This is a genomic window from Bacteroides sedimenti, assembly GCF_040365225.1.
Classification (GTDB): domain Bacteria; phylum Bacteroidota; class Bacteroidia; order Bacteroidales; family Bacteroidaceae; genus Bacteroides; species Bacteroides sedimenti.
Genome location: NZ_AP028055.1, coordinates 1,682,768 through 1,701,752 on the forward strand (window position 1 = coordinate 1,682,768; position 18,985 = coordinate 1,701,752).

Annotated in this window: 11 protein-coding genes; 8 read left to right on the forward strand and 3 right to left on the reverse strand. The window is 38.3% G+C overall.

All coding sequences use genetic code 11. The features are described 5' to 3' along the window. Positions 1 to 7 precede the first annotated feature (7 nt). The 3 genes from hemN to ABWU87_RS06825 are packed head-to-tail and all read right to left on the reverse strand — an operon-like array spanning position 8 to position 4,645. Entirely contained in the window at positions 8 to 1,381 is a 1,374-nt protein-coding gene (gene hemN / locus ABWU87_RS06815; protein ID WP_353334240.1) for an oxygen-independent coproporphyrinogen III oxidase, read from the reverse strand. Then, entirely contained in the window at positions 1,374 to 2,579 is a 1,206-nt protein-coding gene (locus ABWU87_RS06820) for an MFS transporter (RefSeq protein WP_353334241.1), read from the reverse strand. The genes hemN and ABWU87_RS06820 overlap by 8 nt, the downstream gene beginning before the upstream one ends. A gap of 8 nt (positions 2,580 to 2,587) precedes the next feature. Further along, complete coding sequence (locus tag ABWU87_RS06825; protein WP_353334242.1) at positions 2,588 to 4,645, reverse strand: TonB-dependent receptor; 2,058 nt, start codon at positions 4,643 to 4,645, stop codon at positions 2,588 to 2,590. A gap of 481 nt (positions 4,646 to 5,126) precedes the next feature. Between ABWU87_RS06825 and ABWU87_RS06830 the strand changes: the two genes are divergently transcribed. The 8 genes from ABWU87_RS06830 to ABWU87_RS06865 all read left to right on the forward strand — a co-directional run bounded on the left by ABWU87_RS06830 (position 5,127) and on the right by ABWU87_RS06865 (position 18,934). Then, positions 5,127 to 5,966, forward strand: a complete 840-nt coding sequence (locus ABWU87_RS06830) for a helix-turn-helix domain-containing protein (protein ID WP_353334243.1) — start codon at positions 5,127 to 5,129, stop codon at positions 5,964 to 5,966. A 174-nt stretch (positions 5,967 to 6,140) separates the two neighbouring features. Continuing rightward, the gene (locus ABWU87_RS06835; protein ID WP_353334430.1) at positions 6,141 to 6,704 is read left to right on the forward strand and encodes a DUF3575 domain-containing protein; all 564 of its coding nucleotides are present in this window, start codon (positions 6,141 to 6,143) and stop codon (positions 6,702 to 6,704) included. A gap of 14 nt (positions 6,705 to 6,718) precedes the next feature. Beyond that, on the forward strand, positions 6,719 to 8,170 hold the full coding sequence (locus ABWU87_RS06840; RefSeq protein ID WP_353334244.1) for a DUF3868 domain-containing protein: 1,452 nt from the start codon (positions 6,719 to 6,721) through the stop codon (positions 8,168 to 8,170). 31 nt (positions 8,171 to 8,201) lie between these two features. After that, the gene (locus ABWU87_RS06845; protein ID WP_353334245.1) at positions 8,202 to 9,719 is read left to right on the forward strand and encodes an Mfa1 family fimbria major subunit; all 1,518 of its coding nucleotides are present in this window, start codon (positions 8,202 to 8,204) and stop codon (positions 9,717 to 9,719) included. 202 nt (positions 9,720 to 9,921) lie between these two features. Continuing rightward, complete coding sequence (locus tag ABWU87_RS06850) at positions 9,922 to 10,914, forward strand: FimB/Mfa2 family fimbrial subunit (RefSeq protein ID WP_353334246.1); 993 nt, start codon at positions 9,922 to 9,924, stop codon at positions 10,912 to 10,914. Between the two features lie 2 nt (positions 10,915 to 10,916). Next, positions 10,917 to 12,743 carry an Mfa1 family fimbria major subunit gene (locus ABWU87_RS06855; protein WP_353334247.1) on the forward strand — a complete coding sequence of 609 codons (1,827 nt, stop codon included), beginning with the start codon at positions 10,917 to 10,919 and terminating at the stop codon, positions 12,741 to 12,743. Between the two features lie 12 nt (positions 12,744 to 12,755). Beyond that, entirely contained in the window at positions 12,756 to 14,027 is a 1,272-nt protein-coding gene (locus ABWU87_RS06860; protein WP_353334248.1) for a hypothetical protein, read from the forward strand. Positions 14,028 to 14,038: 11 nt separating this feature from the next. Continuing rightward, complete coding sequence (locus ABWU87_RS06865; protein WP_353334249.1) at positions 14,039 to 18,934, forward strand: T9SS type A sorting domain-containing protein; 4,896 nt, start codon at positions 14,039 to 14,041, stop codon at positions 18,932 to 18,934. The last annotated feature ends 51 nt before the right edge of the window (positions 18,935 to 18,985 follow it).

Consider the following 18,985-nt stretch of genomic DNA (forward strand, 5'->3'; position numbering starts at 1 on the left):
CTTATATTTAAACAGGTTTTGAAAATCGTTTGGATTGATCTCCTTTTTTCATCAATGGATCGAACGATGCCGCCACATTCCGTACAAAAAGTGACCCTTCAGGAGTAATATCAATCTCTTCGGGAGAATAGGTAATTATTCCATCCTCGGCAAATTCGGCTAGTTTCTCTTCATCGTACGAGATGGCATTTTTAATTTCGGCCTCATCCATCCCGATATGAGCAGAAATTTCTTTCCAGTTAAGCCGGTCATTGCACATCAACGTGGTGATAACTTCTTTGGCAATCTGCTCTTCCCGATTGAGGGTATATCCTTTAATAATAGCAAATACCCCATTATTCATCTTTTGAATGTATTCGGGAATACTTTTTGTATTCTGACTATAGACCATAGAGAGCTGACTAATGGCTGTTACCCCGAAAGCGTATACCTGACCGGTGGTTTTCCGTGTACAGTATCCCTGAAAATTACGATGCAGCTGTCCTGATAAAAGCGCCTTATTCAGGTCATCATCCGGCAATACGAAATGGTCCAGTCCGATGGGTTGATATCCTTTCTCTGTCAAAATTCGTTTGGCGGCATTGTACATACCGCTCTTCTCTTGTGGTGATGGCAATCCATTCTTCTCTAATATCGTCATAGCCTTGTTCACCCAGGGCACATGGGCATATGAAAAGGTTACCAGGCGATCGGGTTTCAGAGAAACTGCTTTCAGGATAGTCTTTTCAAAGCTTTCCACAGACTGATATGGAAGACCGTAAATGAAATCGAGATTGATTGAAACGCCATGAGATCTGAGCAACCCGAAAATGGTCTCCATCTCCAATAAAGATGGTCTACGGTTTACACCTTTCAATACCTTTTCATTAAAATCCTGCACACCAATGCTGCAGCGGTTAAATCCTGCCTTAATCAATTCCATCCAGTTTGTTTCGTTCAGATATGCCGGATGACATTCGATAGCAATCTCGGGATCTTCGGTGCATTCAAATTCCGAAAGAAGCAGTTCGTTAATCTCCTTCAGGTAATGAAGCGGAATGCTGCTGGGACTTCCTCCACCGTAATGTATCTGCGAAATTTTTCTGCTTTTATCCAATAGCGGAATCACCTTACCGATCTCTTTCTTTAAAGCATCGATATAGGCAGCAATCACTTCATCTTTAGCCATAGGATACGAATTGCATCCACAGTAATGGCACAGATGTCGGCAAAAAGGGATATGGATATAGAAAGAGATATTTTGCGGATGAGTCTTGTTAGATGCAATCACCGCTTTCTCAAACTCCTCATTTGTAAACTGATCATGGAAATAGTTGGCCGGAGGATAACTGGTGTACCTTGGTGTTGGTACATTATATTTTGCAATCAAATGTTCATTCATGATGAGACGTCTTTTTAAAACTAACCAATATAAAAATCAACGACGAAACAGCCAGTCCGCACTCAATAAGAAACAGTCCGCTGTAACCCAGGCAATCGGCAAGCTTTCCGCTAAATACAGCAATAATCATGCTGCTTAAGTGTGTAATCACCGTTTGGAGTGTAAAATCTGTTCCTTCTCTGCCATCTCTTAGGAAGTCCATTGCAACCGTATTTACCAATACCGAAGAGAGACCGTAGCTTGCCCAAAGACAAAAAATTGCCACATAAAGCATTAGCTTACCTGGAGTGGAAAGAGAGAGGAAATAGAATAGTAATGTAGTTGCCAGTACAAGGCAGGCAAAAAGGATACGTGAATAATAACGTCCCACGGAACGAATCACATATCCGCCCACAAATGAAAACAGGCAGCCGCACAACGACCCAAAGATACCAAATATAACACCAATTTCACCCGTTTTATAACCTAAATCTACCATATAGGGTTTCACCATAGCCAGAATTCCAATCAGACCGGAATAACAAAGAATCAGGAAAACCAGTTGTCTACCCACTCCTTTTTGGTGAAAGAAAAGCCATAGGTCTTTCATTCGGATAGGTGCATGTCCCTGTCTGGGAGTAAATTTCTTATCTTTGTAGAAGAAGAGCGGAACTAATGCCAGCATTACAAAAAAGGAAACACTGATCATTAAATTGCTCCAACCGATGAATTTATAATGTAAAAGCAACAATCCACCGCCAACTACCGCTCCGGCAAAACTACCCATACTTTGCATGCTGTTGGCTACGCCCCGCTCTCTGCGGTTAAAAGAAAGAGCAGTCAAGGCATCGGTTGCAATATCCTGAGTGGCCGAAGCAATAAACGATAAAATGATTAAAGCAAAGATGGTATAGAAATTTGTTTTCAGATCCAGGAAAGCCACCAGCAGGATAAGAACGGCATAAACCATTTCGGATGAAAAGATCCATCTTTTATATGTACTCAATTCAGAAGTTTTTCTATCGACAAGCGGAGCCCAGAATATTTTCAATATCCATGGTAGTTTCATTAGCTGAAGCAAACCAATGGTACTTAATGAAAAGTTACCTTGCCGCATTAATACAGGCAGCAAGGTACTGAACAAACTCATAGGCACCGACTGAGCGATGTAGAGTGAAAAGAAGGTAAATAACTTATTCGTTTGTTTTATATTCATCATTTAATTATTTAAAAAGAATAAGAGATGGTTGTACCCAAGGTCATCGGTTTGCCTTTCTGACCGAAAGAGTTTCCGAGCGACTCCAGATAGAACGCGGTATAGTGGGTAGATGTTGCATTCTTAATCCAAAAATCAACCATCAGATTTCCTTTACGAGCCGATACTTTCCCATTCAGTATTCCATAATAACCTTGGTTAACAGAGTTTTTATCGTTCCAGTAAAGTTTTCCGGTGCCGATATATTGTGTAGAGAAAACCAGCTGTTCAATGAATCGTGAATTAAGATTCAACGTATAATCTCCTCCAAGCATCATGGTCTGGCGAGGAATATAAGGAATGTAGTTACCTGAGAAGTCATTGGCCCCGGAAATATAGGAGCGGAATTTAGCTTCTGTATAACCATAGCTCATTTGTAAATTCAGTCCTTTACATACATTCCCTTGCATCGCTAGTTCAACTCCTTTACTGTAAGACTTACCGGCGTTTCTCAGCATCAATCCTTTTCCGCTAGCCAGCGGCTGTGAAATCTGCTGATTCCTCCAGTCGATGTAGAACAAGGAAGCATCACCCTTGAGGCGGTCTCCAAAGAATGAAAACTTGCCTCCCACCTCATAGTTCCAGCTTGTTTCCGGTTTAAAGGTTTGATCTTTATCCGCATCAAACGAGGTGTTGAATCCTCCCGTCTTATATCCATTAGTCACGGTTGCATAGGCCATATTATTAGGAGTAAACTGATATTGCAAAGAGAACTTTGGAGTCAACTTAGAGAAATCAAGTTTAGTATCGAGCGATTGAACCGGTTGAGTCACGTCCGAAACTATTTTCACATAGTCGTAATCTTGACTGGATTTCTCATAATCCAAACGCAATCCGACGGTTGCAGATAATTTTTCTAAAATTAGGTCTTTCAATGTTGACTGATGATAAAAAGCAAAACCATCGGTCGGTGCATTGTAATCTTTCACTATCGGCAAAACTTTCACCTCACTTACAGAACTTTGGTGGAAAGCAAAGAAACCATTCAGCCAGGTATAACGACTATCTCCGGCCGATCTCATTTCCAGCTCTTCAGAAATCATATGTTGTCGCTGGGTCTGAGTCACAAAATAAAGATCTTTTGTAGTAAAGTCCTGATCAATGGCCTGACGATCATCAAAATATTGATATCCAGTCACTGATTTTAAAAGAAACTTATCAAACGAATAGTTCATAGTCAATCCGCTGGTTAGTACCCCCCTACGATATGAGCTGTATCTGTTGTAATTCACATCTCCAATCTCTCCGGTTTTAAGGTCCATAAGTCCGTAAGGATAACCACCCTGATCGGAATATTCGTAATTTACCATCAAATTCGAATTGAAACGAGGACTTTTCTTCCAGAACAGTTTCAGTTTTCCGGAAGCAGAATTCTGGTTGTCTGCCATAGATCCGGTATACATATTCTTAAAAAAGCCATCGGTATGCTTGTAACTACCAGCCACAGAGTACCCAAATGAATCATTCAACTTACCATAATAGGAACCGGAGAAACGGGTTTGACCATAATTCCCGGCAGTTGCGCTAAGAGTCGCTCCCTGATATATCAATGGATTTTTAGTATACACATTGATTATACCGCCCATTGTGTTCCTTCCGTAAAGGGTTCCCTGCGGTCCGCGAAGCACTTCAACTCTCTCTACTTCGTTCATATCGAAATCAAAAACCGATTTCTCGAAAAAAGGAATTCCATCTACGTATAATCCTACTGAAGGAGCATTAATTTTGGATCCAATACCACGAATATATACAGGTGATGTCAATTTGGAACCATAATCGGGAATAAAGAGGTTCGGTACATAAGAACTTATTTCTTTCACATCCATAATGTTCTTATTCCGAATTTCGCTCAAGGATACTAAAGAGACTGAAGCCGGGATTTCCCGAATATTCTTTTTCTCCTTATAGGAAGTGATCACCACTTCATCTAAAACTACGTGAGGCTTTTTCAGAGTATCATTCTCAATCGGATTTGATTTCATATTCTGACTGAGGAACAAAAGAGATAATAAAAGTGCTGGTTTAAACATTTTGTCTAAATTATTAATTCGGATGCAAAAGTACAGTATCCTCCTTTTTCTCACAATCCTCATTAATTAGGATTTAGTTTGTTAAAAAGTGTTTATGCTATTTATTTTATATACAAACAGCAAGAAATAAACAACTTAGATGGTCTATTTATTAAAATACATCTACTTCATTATAAACATACATTTATCATCCTAAGCAATATGCATAAAGTAACAGATTCTTTAATTATTTTTAATTAACTGGATTATAAATAATTTGTTTGCAAAACATTCAATAATAAGAAGAAAAATTATATCTTTGCTCAAAAAAAAGACACAAATACTTTATCTAAAGGTGAATCTAAATAAAAAAAGCGATTAAACTAGTTAATCACACAAATCTATATTTATCAGTTATTAATTTTCATATTGAAAGAGAATTGAGTATTTATTCTACAAGTCTTAAAAAAAGATTTTTTTACATCCTAACCAATAAAGATTTATGAAAGATCAATTATTAGTGAATAAAAAGAAATCCTTAAATACTGATAAGAATGAAGAACATACGAACTATATATTTGATCATAGCTCAAACTTTAGCTTGCATACATTGAATAAAGGGGAGACATTCAATGTAAGGAACAAGAATAAAAACTGTATCGTATTTATTATCAGCGGCGAAATTGAATTAACTAGAGAGAATGACCCTCAACTAATATTTGAGAAGGAAAGTATGTTCTTTGTTTCTGCTAATAATTTCTTATATAGTGGGTCCGCACTTCAAAATGCTAAAATAATACTTTTGAGAATCATCGACATCCTTCCGTTCTATGAAAAACTATCATTAAATGATTTGGAAATATATTGTCCCTCAGAAGTTGTAGAATTGGAAGCCATTGGAATAGAAGAACATCTTTATTATTTCTTACATGGAATTATTTTGTATCTAAGAAATAACATTCAGTGCATTCATCTTCACAATTTAAAGAAAAATGAATTTTTTTTCATCATACGAACATTTTATGAAAAAAAGATTGTAGCCCGTTTTTTGTCACCATTGATTCAAAGCCAAAACGACTTTAGAAATATGGTATTAAACAGACACACCCCAACATGCAGCGTTGAGGAACTTGCCTCTAGATGCAATATGTCCGCTAAAACCTTAACTAGAAAATTCAAAGAACATTTTAATACAACTCCTTACCAATGGCTAATGCTTCAAAAAAATAAATTGATAAAAATTAAATTAGCTCAAGGTGAATCGGTTCAAAAAATTGCAGATGAGTTTGATTTTCCTTCTGTTGGGCACTTCGTTAGCTACTGTAAGAAATATATTGAATAATTCATCCACTTCTCATCTATTTCTCAATTAAGGACAAAAATACCTTCACAACAATGTCCTTTTTACATAAAAAATTGTCCTTTTTTTGATTTTCACAAAAATACTTGTAGAGTAATTTTGCAGTCAATTAAGTTTTTACTTCGAATTAACTGTATTTTACACGACAAAATGAGAATCAAACTTTTATCTTTATTTTATGCACTCACAGTATCTATAGCCATTTATTCGCAGAATCTTACGATTAAGAATAACCTGCTATACGATGCGACTACCACTCCAAACCTAGCTTTGGAAATAGGTCTTGGTAAGAAAACGACACTAGACCTTTATGGAGGATTAAACCCTTTTACTTATAATGACAATAAAAAATTAAAGCATTGGCTGGTTCAACCTGAACTTCGTTTTTGGAACTGTGAGCGGTTTAATGGATTATTCTTCGGTATTCATGCTCACGGAGGACAATTCAACGTAGGGGGGATTGAATTTCCTTTTAATATCTTTCCGGAAGTAAAGGAACATCGCTTTGAAGGGTATTTCTATGGAGGTGGTGTTAGTGTTGGAAATCAGTGGATTCTGAACAAGCATTGGAATCTGGAAGCAAGTATTGGAGGTGGGTATGCCCGCACTCATTATGACAAATATGTTTGCCCGAAATGTGGTCCCAAGGTCAATTCAGGAAATAAAAATTATTGGGGAGTAACCAAAGCTACTCTCTCGCTTATTTATACGATTCACTAATGCTGATACAGACTATGAAAATAAAGATTTACATTACTATACTTGCATTGTTTCTGACATTACAGACTATAAATATCAATGCACAACAAATTTCATCGGGTGAATTGGTACGTGTAACCTCATCAGATATACGAAAGTATGATTCTCAGCTTTTTATTGAAATGACATTGGATTTGTCCAATTTAAAAATCAAATCAAACCGTTCTATGAGCATCATTCCAGTTCTTGAAGCAGAAGGAAATAGCAAAGTACTACCTGAAGTGCTGATAAACGGAAGAGCAAAGCATTTCTCATATCTGAGAGGTTCTCAAAAGAAAACTGATAAAGAGATCTTTACCGAAGTGCGACGCATTAATAACACTTCCCAAAAACTAAATTATAAAACTAACATTGATTTCAAAGAATGGATGCGTCAGGGTAAATTAAACCTGCATATTGATTTATGCGGTTGTGGAGGAGCTTCCGAGGAAAACTCAACTTTGGTAGTAATCAACATGTCCGACCTAAAAGAGAGTAATGCATATAGTTGGATACCTGCTGTGGCGTATATAGTTCCACGTGCAGAAGCAATAAAGAGACGGACTGAAGAAGGAAGTGCTTATCTGGACTTTCCGGTTAACAAGACTGTAATTTACCCAGAATACAGACGAAATCCTGCGGAACTAGAAAAAATAAGACAAACAATTGAAGTAGTTAAGAATGATAAAAACACAATAATTACAGCAATAACAATACACGGATATGCTTCTCCGGAAGGCAGTTACGCAAACAACACCAGATTGGCCAGAGAAAGAGCAGAAGAGTTGAAACGGTACGTTATGAATCTTTATGATTTTGACGAGAAAATAATTACGGCATATTCTACAGCTGAAGATTGGGACGGGTTTGTTCGGTTTTTGAATAAATCAAACCTGAAGGAAAAGGATGAAATTCTTTCGATTATAAACCAGAAAATATTACCTGATGATAAAGAACTGAAACTGAAAGCTCTGAATGGTGGAGAGCCTTATCGTTTTATACTTCAAAACTGGTTCCCCGCCCTGCGACATTCGGACTATAAAGTGAATTACATTGTCCGTGGATTCAGTGTGGTCGAAACAAAAAACATCATTGACAAACGCCCTCAACTTCTAAGTCTTCAGGAAATGTTCCTTCTTGCTCAAACCTACGAAAAAGGAAGTGAAGAATTCAATGAAGTATTTGATATTGCTGTTAGAATGTTCCCGGAAGATCCTACAGCGAATCTAAATGCTGCATCTATCGCCTTGAACAAAAGAGATTTATCAGCCGCTAAAAAGTATCTGGCAAAAGCAGATCAAAGTCTAGCCGAAACAATTAATAATAAAGGTGTTCTTGCTTTTCTTGAAGGAAGAACTGAAGATGCAAAATATCTCTTCAGCAAAGCCGCCGCTGCCGGAGTGACACAATCAGCTGAAAACTTGAAAAACATCGAAACACAGAGATAGATAAATAATATATAATTATAATTGATAATCTATGAAAATTAAAAAATTTATTTTAGCGGGAATAGCTGCTACAGCTCTATTTTCTTGCAGCGAAAGTAATGACATTGTTGACAACAAAGTCAACGAAAAAGCATACTTCGCGTTAAAAATTGCCTTTCCAGGATCAACTTTGACAAAAGCAACTACAAGTTCAGAGACTGGTGACGGATTTCAAAACGGATTAGCCACAGAACAACAGTTTCAAAAAGTGGCAGTCATCCTTGTTTCAGAAACTACACACAAGGTAACCGACTATGTGGAATACACAAAAACAGATTTTGCACCTGAAGGAAATGCGGCAGTTGATGACAATACTATCAACCCAACATCCTCTTCAAAGAATTACCTGGCAAAAGCTCCCAAGCTTGTAACCAAAGGCGATGCAAAAGTGTATGTATTCCTAAACCCGACAGCAGATGTTGCAAGCAAATTTGCAGTAGGAACAGATTTCACATCCGGAGTATTGAAAACAGAAATGTCAACATTGACTTCAGCCGATTTAACTGGCTCAGGAAGCATCGCCAGCGAAAACAACTTCCTGATGGGAAATGCGTCTAATGCTACTACGCAATCAATCAATGGTACAGTTAAAGACCCTACAACTGTAATAGTTGATGTTGAACGAGCAACTGTCAAGTTAGTTGAAAACACTTCAACCGCAACATTCAATGTAACAAATAAGCAGGGAACTACAAGTGTAACCGCAACAATTCAAAAGTTCGATTACAACAACCTGAACAAACGTTCTTTCTTGCTTAAGAATTCAGAAAGCAGATCAGACGCGGGATCTATTGCTGGTACATACATTGTCGATCCAAACTTTGTGGAAGCCAATTATAAAACAACGGTTTTACCAACTGCCCCATGGTATACAGGGGATTTCTTCATTGTAAGCAATCAGAATGTAGGAAAAACATTCACAACTGGACAAGATATTACATACTGCCTTGAAAACACAATGACAAGCAACGAACAATATACAAACAAAACAACTTCTGTTGTTTATCAGGCAAGTATCAGTGTAAATGGACTTCCAGCCGGAACCTTCTATACATATAAAAACACAATTTATGCTACTTATGCAGATTTAGCAACTGCCTATAATAATGATTACAAAAACCCTGCACAACAACTGAATACTGTGTTTGCAGAAAGTGAGGTGAATGCAGCCTATACAAACATCAATTATTCAACAGCAGTAAAGGCACTGAACACAAAGCTAATCAACAAAGGAATAAGATGTTACTATAATGGAATCTGCTTCTACAACTGGATGATTAAACACTGGAGCCAGGATGCAAACTTGGGAAGAATGGAATTTGGTGTGGTACGTAACAATGTGTATTATCTCGCTGTTACAAAGATCTTGAATATTGGTGAACCTTGGGTTCCTGGAGGCACAGAAGATCCGGATCCAAAACCGAATCCTGACGAAGTAGATGATGCATCGCTTGTAGTTTCAATTAATGTATTGCCTTGGACTGTTCGTTATAACGACATAGAATTCTAAAAACAATTTATATCAGACATCGGAAGGAGGGCTTTCCTTCCTTTCGGTGTTTTATCTCCAATCAAACAGAAAAGTACTTAGCATGCCGGTACAAAGAGAGGCAGGCACATGGAGGAATTATTTCTTCCCACTCAAAGCAGAAAACAACAGCAACCTATCAGGAGGCTTCAATATATATAAAAAACGAGAATAATATAAGAATATGAATAAACAGTTGCATCTTATATCAAACAAAATAACCAGTTCCCTGCTGTTAATCGTTCTCATAAGTGCTTTCACAGCCTGCTCAATGCATGATGACCGAACCGATTGCCCTGAGGAATGTCATTTGCGTTTCAAATACGACTATAACATGAAGTTTGCTAATGCTTTTACCAACGAGGTGAAACAAGTCGCTGTTTACATATTCGATGACAAAGGACATTTTGTTAAAATGAAAACCGAAGAAGGCGATGTTTTGAAAGCAAATGATTACTATATGAAGTTAGATGTTACTCCGGGAAAATATCACTTGGTAACATGGGCAGGAATGGATGGAGAATCATTCACGACTGAAGGATTGACTGCCGGTGTTTCGACTCTGTCTGATTTGAAAGTTGCTCTCAAGAAAACAGGGCAAGAGTCGAACAAAGACCTGCATCCATTGTGGCATGGGGAGATTAAAGAACTGACTGTAACCGGGGTATTTCAGGAAGAAACTGTTTCTCTGGTAAAAGACACTCATCGTATACGTATTGTATTACAACAAATCAATGGTGTACCAGTAGACAATAAAGCTTTCCGTTTTGAAATTACAGATGACAACAGCTTGATTAATTACGACAACAGTTTGATACCTTCGGGTGAAATAACCTATCGCCCTTATGCAACCGGACAAAATACTGTGGGTGACACACCACCCGTTACTACAGCATATGCCGAATTACATACCGGTCGTCTGATGGTAAACAGTAAATCGCGTCTGCGAATCATTGATGCGAAAGATAAAAGCATAGTTGTAGACATTCCATTGGTTGCTTATCTGATGCTGACAGAAATGGAGGGGCACAAAGATAAGATGACGGCTCAAGAATACCTGGATAGACAGGATGAATATTCACTGATATTTTTCTTGGACGACAATCTAGCTTGGTTAAAAATACAGGTTATCATCAATGGCTGGACCGTCCGTTTTAATAATTCAGAGCTTAATTAACTATGACACTGAAAAAGTTCATATATAAAAACAGTAAGTTTGCGTTAATTGCAATTATGCTATTGGCGATGGCTGCCTGCGTAGATATTTACGACCGGCCGAATGATGAGGAGTGTCCGATAAATAAAGCCGGGACTTTCATTACTCTAACCATCAATACACCGCTAACTACACGTTCAACACCAACTGGAGGAGAAAATGGAGATGCTGTAGAGAATGGACAGACCAATGAAAATATAATAAACAATTTATCTGTATTTTTCTTTCAAGGCACTGATATCAATCAGGCAATAGAAACAAATGCACCAATAGCAGGAACAAGCTATTTCGAATCGTCTGATATCATTGGAAATACTACCAAAACACGGAAAGTGAATATTCCAAAAGGTACGTATCATGTAATCGTAGCTGCAAATGCAGGTAATCTGACCTCCACATTTGGTACAACCGCGAAAGTAAAAGATGTATGTGATTATCTGCAAAAGCAGGCATGGACAGAAAGCAACGGCAATTATTCACAGTTTGTCATGTCATCTGCAAATGATGCCTCGACAAATATTTCAGCTTCAAACAGCGAATCCTCTCCAGCTCAAATCTATGTAGATATTGAACGATTAGCAGCTCGAATAGATTTCATTCCTAGCAAGAGCACCGATGCAACAGATTTAAATAACTATCTGGTAAAAGATGCAAGCAACAAAACGATAGCCCGCGTCATTATAAATAAGATTAAACTGATAAACCGCTTTACTGCAGGTTCTTATCTCATCAAAAGAGTAGCAGAGACAACCTCTTCAACTCTTAACTATTTAGGTAATGAAAAGAGCGATATTAACGGCGTACAGACAAATTATGTACTAGACCCCTGGACGGTTCAAAAAACTAAAGAAAACCTTAATGGACAACATTTCAATCTACTGAATGGTGGTAGTGGTACTGATGCAGCTTCTTCGTTATATGCCAGCTACTATAACGGCAGTTTTAGTATGGGGGTTGAAGACAAAGTGAAGAATTCTAATTTAACTTATAATGGAACTAATTATTACATTCTAGGTTATTCACTCGAAAATACGACCGACAAGATTAATCAATTGAATGGATATACCACCGGAGTTATGTTTGAAACAACATACATACCTTATCTGATAACCAACTACGACCCATCAAGCCATACAAACCAGACAATAAACAATTCAAACGCCATTACTTTTTTTACGTACAATAATGGTGATATGGTTTGCAATTCGCTGGAAGCTGTTGAGTTTGCTTCACTTAAAAGCGGCCAACCAGCTGATGATTTCTTTGCACAGACATTCACATCTGTCAATACTTGGCAAGATGTTTTGCAATATTTCAATCGAATTAAAGATAACGACCCATTAGGTTTCAAAACTTATTTATCTTTAAAACTGAGCGGAAAGTCTCTGTCTGCCAACCTAACGGAAACCATCTCTTGGAAGAGTTTCATATTGTCGACTTATGGATATTCAAACAGCGGAGGAGTGGTGTATATCAATCAAAATAGCAAACCCACTCAGTTATTGTTAAGTGAGAAAAATATAAGATGTTACGAAAATGGCATATCTTATTATCCATATTGGATTCGTCACTCAAACAACAGCTCAACAGAAGCAGGAGTAATGGAATTTAGCATTGTCCGCAATAATATTTATAAGTTAAAAGTTAATTCCTTTTCGGGAGCAGGCAAATTCATTCCTTACGATCCGGGAACCGACAGTCCTGAAAATCCAGGAGAGGAATCATCTATTCGAATGTTTGTAAGCGTAACCCCCTGGAGGGTAATTACACATCCGGAAATAATTCTTTAACAAAGAGTGAATATGAAAAAACAGCATTATATGTATATCGCATTAGTTTCATTGCTGACATTTCTGCTTCCATCGTGTTCGGGGGAAGAAGAACAGAATATTACTAATACGGGAAAAACCACTTATTCAATCATCTATCGTATAAGCACCAAAAGCAGTAACGATCAGAATGCATCGGATGATGAAATGATGAAAACAATTCTTCTTTTCTTTGTTAATGCAGATAATAAGATTGAGAAAAAAATAGTTGAAACACTACCTTCAACGAAACAACTTCACGAAATTGAAGTCAAGCTGACAAAAGGAACAAAAGCTGTATATGGGTTTGCAAACTTATCTACAGCAAGCATTGCCAGTGCCGGTCTGAATGTTGAAGAAGGTTCTGTTATGCCAGATTTATCAACAGCAACTCTGTACATTGCCAATGGTTTCACAATCAACTCGGCAGTTGGTGATTATCTGCCGATGAGCAATAAAACTGCAATTTCAGTTACAAATACTACCGGGCAGACTTTTAATATGGAACTGATTCGAATGGTGTGCAAGATGAAATTGAACTTCAAGAACGAGACAGGGCATAACATTTCGTTAAAAAACATAGTAGTAAACCCGATTACAACATCATCAGTATATTTGTTACCTCGTTCAAACGGAGAGATTCCTCCTGTATTACCTGTAGGCTCAACCAGTGGAAACTATATAAATACATTCAACGGAACTCCAAGTTTTTCCAGCGGAGGAATATTGAATGATTTCCAGTTCTATATTAACGAATCACAAGTTTCAGGCAATGGCTATTTCAAACTCACACTTAATACATTACGAGATGGCATTACCGACGAGGTCCGTATGTCACTTACCAATCTTAGCTATCTGAACCGAAACGATTATTTGCCGCTTGATATTATCCTGACGGATTACAGACTGGAACTGGAAGTAATCTCTTACCCTCCTATCGGAGGTTATCCGGCATCTGTGATAACTACGACCGATGGATATCATTGTATATTTCCTGGAGGAGGACCGTTTATTATCACACCAAGACTAGTTAAAGTATCCGATAATTCAATTGTATCGATAGGAAAGTCCGAATGGAACTTCAGCTATACAGATGCATCAACCACAATTTTCGATAAAGCTCCGGTATTGAAAAACGGAGTAATTATGGGAACATTAAAATCATCAGCCGGTGACAAAGCTTTGTGTACCGTTTCGGTGAATGTGCTCACTGCCACGAACGTCAGTCGCACTCTTTATTACAAAATGTATATTAGTCAGAATTAAAACAAACTTGCATGAAAAAATATAAAAATCATCTGTTTGCTCTCTTCGTTCTGTTGCTGTTCACTATTTCTGGTTATGTACAGGGGCAGACAAATAGTGTTATGCACAAAAAAGGAGAATATTATGGTGCAGAAGATTATATGTTAAATGAGTACGGTAAATCTATGCAAAAAACGCATACTTATCGCACTATTGTCTATGTTAACCCGAGCTCTACCACTCAAGATATAAATTTACCTTCAAAATCAGCAACTTCCCCTCATCATTACTACCGCTGGTATGATTATAAAACAGACGGTGCTTCCGCACAATTAAAATCAGGAGGTACATTATATACGAACGGACGGGTGACATATGGAGGATCTCTTTTTGATGCCATTACTTATACCATTCCCTCTACTCTTGGAACTAATCCCGATATTATTGCTTGCGATGTTTCTGCTTATACTGATTACAATCTTAATGGTACTGTCTTAACCGAACCTACTCTCTCTTATCGTTGTATATTTGAATTAAGAAGCGCCAAAGAAATTGCAGACAAACTAAAAACATGTACAGGTGATAAATATCTGGAAGAGTATACGGTGTACATGCCATCCACAAAATTGCCTAATGCGGCAAACAACCCCCGTGTGTGTTTAAAATACAATGCCAATAATTATTTCGGTTACAACTCTTCGAATACACTAGTACAAGGAAGTTATTCCAATTTCACTCTGACCAATACTTCAGAAGCCTTTTCCAGTACAAACCAACGTTTTTGCTATGTAACACCTGGAACAGCTGGAACCACTAAAACGGTGACAGCAAAAATTACCTGTGGAACTTTAACATACAATGTAGCTCGGTTTACAATTATTTTCCTACCGGATGCTCCCATGATCTATAACAATCTTACTGGAACTAACGAGTATAGGTCCATAAACTATTTGGACAAAAATAACCTTTTACTCAGCAAGTTAGATTTCGATTATAATACAGACCCGGCAACAGCAGCAAATAATATGTGGCCAAAACCTTTACCCTGGAATATCTGTACTTACGGATTTTCTTCAAAAACATTATACGAAAGCGGATATCGAGGATTTTCAAACAGGGTTTCACAATGGAACGAATATGGATTCTATAAAACCGCCAACGTCGCTTTATCAGGCATTTCCGGTTATACATGGTACAATGGAGGCAGAACTGTTTACGACCGTAAGCATCATGAAACAAACGGCGTACAGGATGGTTACTTTATGTACATCGATGCAGCAGAAAGTCCGGGTGTTGTTGCCAAGCTTACCTTAGACAAACTTTGCCCTGGAACAAAGCTCTTTGTATCCGCAGGTATTTGTAGCTTAACAAATGGATCAGGAACGTCCGATCCCGATTTGAATTTCGTCTTCATTGGGGTTGATGAGAACGGAAAAGAGACAGAACTTAACCGTTTTACTTCTGGTGATATACCTCAGGCAACTACTTCACCAACTCCGTGGCATCAAATTTTTTATTCATTCACATACAATTCAAACGTTGAATATACTTCCTATCTGCTCCAAATAGAAAACAACTGTAAAAGCACGTCGGGAGGAGACTATGCGGTGGACGACATTCGCATTTACAGAAGCAAACCTTCTGTACAGGCTAATCAGGTAACACTTCCTTGCGGAAAAGAGAGTGCAAAAGTTAAAGTCAGAGTTGAATTCGAGAAATTACTCAATACAATGGGAAAAACAGAAGTGACCTCGGGCTCGGGAGAAGAAATAGAAGTAAGGTATAAGTTTTTAAACGATGTAAAAAACGCATTGGCTTATAACTACAACACAGCTTCAGACCCAGATATAAATTACGGAACAGTAAAAGTCAGTACTAAATTTAGTGATATGACAGCACTTACCTCTTCTAACGAAGCTCCGTATTCATACAGCAAATCACCTGCGCTTGCCTATACCGAAACAGAAACGGTTAATGGAACTACCTATCGATACATTGTTTTTCAAACACCCAACAATGACGTTTTGAGAGAAAACAAGACCTATTATACAACAGTAGCCAATTCTGAAGGAGTGTTTGGTATCGGAACGTGTGATATGATCAGTGATCCATTTACAATCATGCCTCCATCTGAAATTACGGTCGATGGAGCTGTCTGGAAAGAGGGCGATGGCATGTGCTATGGCAATGAACTTGTTCTTGGAGCAAAACTGAGAGACCGGATTACTCATGAAGATATTGTTTGCAATTTTGACTGGTTCATGGGATCAAAAGAAGAGTTTGCAACCATACCTGTCGGTGGTATGTCGGTAAGCTCTGCACTTTCCAAATACAGAGAAGTATATCACAATCCTGCATCATCGGATACCGGATTGTCTCCTGTTAGCGGTGTTTTTACACAAGCGGCGTATAATATCCTCCAGAAATTAATTGCGAATGAACAATTGATACTTAATCAAAAGGAAATAACCCGCGTAATTAGAGAGGGTGAAAATATTATTGCTGTTCCAATAACTGAAACGGCAAAGACTACTTCTACTACCACCACTCTTGAATTGTGTAGCGAATATATTTCATTTGATGTCGGGGGAGTTCACAAAAATCCTGTTATCCAACTTAGTGGTGAAGGGGCAGATAAAACACTTTCCGTAAGAATGGGATTAAGTCAATATAAAGACTTAAAAGCTAATTCAACCAAAACATTAAATATTCCGGTGATTGATTTCTGGAACACAGACCGAATGAAAACCCGTAATTTGATAAAGGCAAGTGACTCTAAAGTTTATTTGATTGGAACGAATGATCCATCCATTCAAAATGTCGATTCAATCAACCCATCAATACAGTTAGCGACCCTAGAAACTGTTCACGTAACTCCTAGTACAGGAGATGTTGATTACCTGGAATTCAAAATACCCAGTAGTGCGATTGATGTAAAAGAGGGGTATACCTATAAAGTAGAATTTCATTTTAACCAAGAATCATTGATAGGCGACGAGGCCGCATGTGATGGAGTAACAGCCTTTTACCTGAAAATAGTACCAGAATATCTGACCTGGACAGGGGAAAGCGGTGATAACTGGAATAATGACAACAACTGGAAACGTTCCTTGAAAAGTGAACTGTATAAAAGTTCAGCAGATAGTTACACAGACGATCTTAACAGCCATGGATTTGTACCTATGGATTTCTCCAAAGTTACAATTCCGAATACTCCGAAAGCTCCGTGGCTATACAACCTGACAGGTTCTCCCTATCTAAGCATGGCAAATACAAACTACAGTGACAGCAGTAATCCTGCCACGTCTAGTATTCAGTATAGCATTTTGGTCAAGGCAAACGGAACGAACTACAATTGTACTAATTTCTATGGAAATACCTGCAACCAAATTTATTTCAAACCATCGGCAGAAATGAGAAACACCAATTATCTCACTTACAATAAAGCATGGGTGGATTTTGAACTTACTTCGGGTCGTTGGTACATGCTGGCCTCTCCATTGAATGGGGTAGTTGCAGGTGATATGTATCTCCCAACCTCAACCGGTCGTCAGGAAACAGAGGCTTTCCAGCCCATTACCTACAGTTCTGCTGTAAATAACCGCTTTAATCCTGCGGTTTATCAACGTAGCTGGGATCATGGTAGCTCAACCGTGTTCAAGTCCGACGGGTCTTCGTATGATTCATATATCTCAGCCAACTGGAGCCAGGTATACAACAAGGTAGACGAGGCTTATACGCCCGGAAAAGGTTTTTCCGTAAGGCCGGTGTTTGGTACTGAAGGAGTTGATAAAGTATTGTTCCGCTTACCCAAAGACGATGCAAGTTTCTCTTATTATTCATACAACGGAACCAATATAGGGAATAACACAGTTATTAATCGCACAGGCAACGGAAAATTAGGTTTTAGCGTTAATGCAACAAACGTGACACTCAACCTGACCAATGCCACCAGTGGCAATAACATCTTCCTAGTGGGTAATCCATTTATGGCCACCCTCGATATGAAGAAGTTTTTCGATGCACATCCTGATTTTGAAAGACATTTCTGGATTCTGACAGCCAACGGACAAAGCGCGGTTGCGATTGCTACCGACGGTACTTTAACAACTTCGGGTGATGAGACTCTTCCAAGAACTGTTGCTCCGATACAATCTTTCTTCATTGAGAAAAAGACCTTAGTATCGGGTAATCCTACCGTAACGTTTACTCCCGATATGACTATTGCCAAACCAATATCCGGTACTATGGTCCGCTCTGCCGGTACGGCCGAAGCGGTATTCAGCAATAATAAATGTTTGCGAATTACCGCCGAACGCAACCATAGCATCAGCAAGATTCTTATTCAGCAAAAAAAATCAGCAAATAACGGTTATGCTCCCGAAGAAGATGTGGCTGTACTGATGGATTCTAATCTGGCTGATGCTCCAACTCTCTACTCCCTTGCAGGTAACCAGGCAGTTATGATCAATGTCGTTTCTGAACAAACTACTATTCCTTTGGGGATATTTAGTGAAAACGCAGAAGAGGTGAAATTATCCTTCAAGGGTCTGGAAAACTTTGGTGGGTACCTAGAGCTTTATGATGCCGAACGAAATAAAACCGTTCAGCTTGACGCCATGAATAATCAACTTACAGTTTCAGGAAAAACCCACGGTCGCTACTTCCTCAATCTTGCACCTACTGGAATCAGTAAAGACGAAGGGAAATTCGCGGTGTACTCTCCCGAGAAGGGAAGAGTAGTTGTAGCAACCACTCCTTCGGACAGGTTGCAGCGTATTCAGGTATATAGCCTCAACGGAACGTTATTGCAGGTGATAAACGACCTTAATACTGTTAAAACAGAAATTTCGTTACCCAATGGTACTTATGTGCTTCGGATGCAAAGTATGGAGCATTTGGATATAAGAAAAGTTTCATGTCAATAAAACAAGGAAAAAGGGATTGTTCAAAAAGATGGAACAACCCCTTTTTTCAAA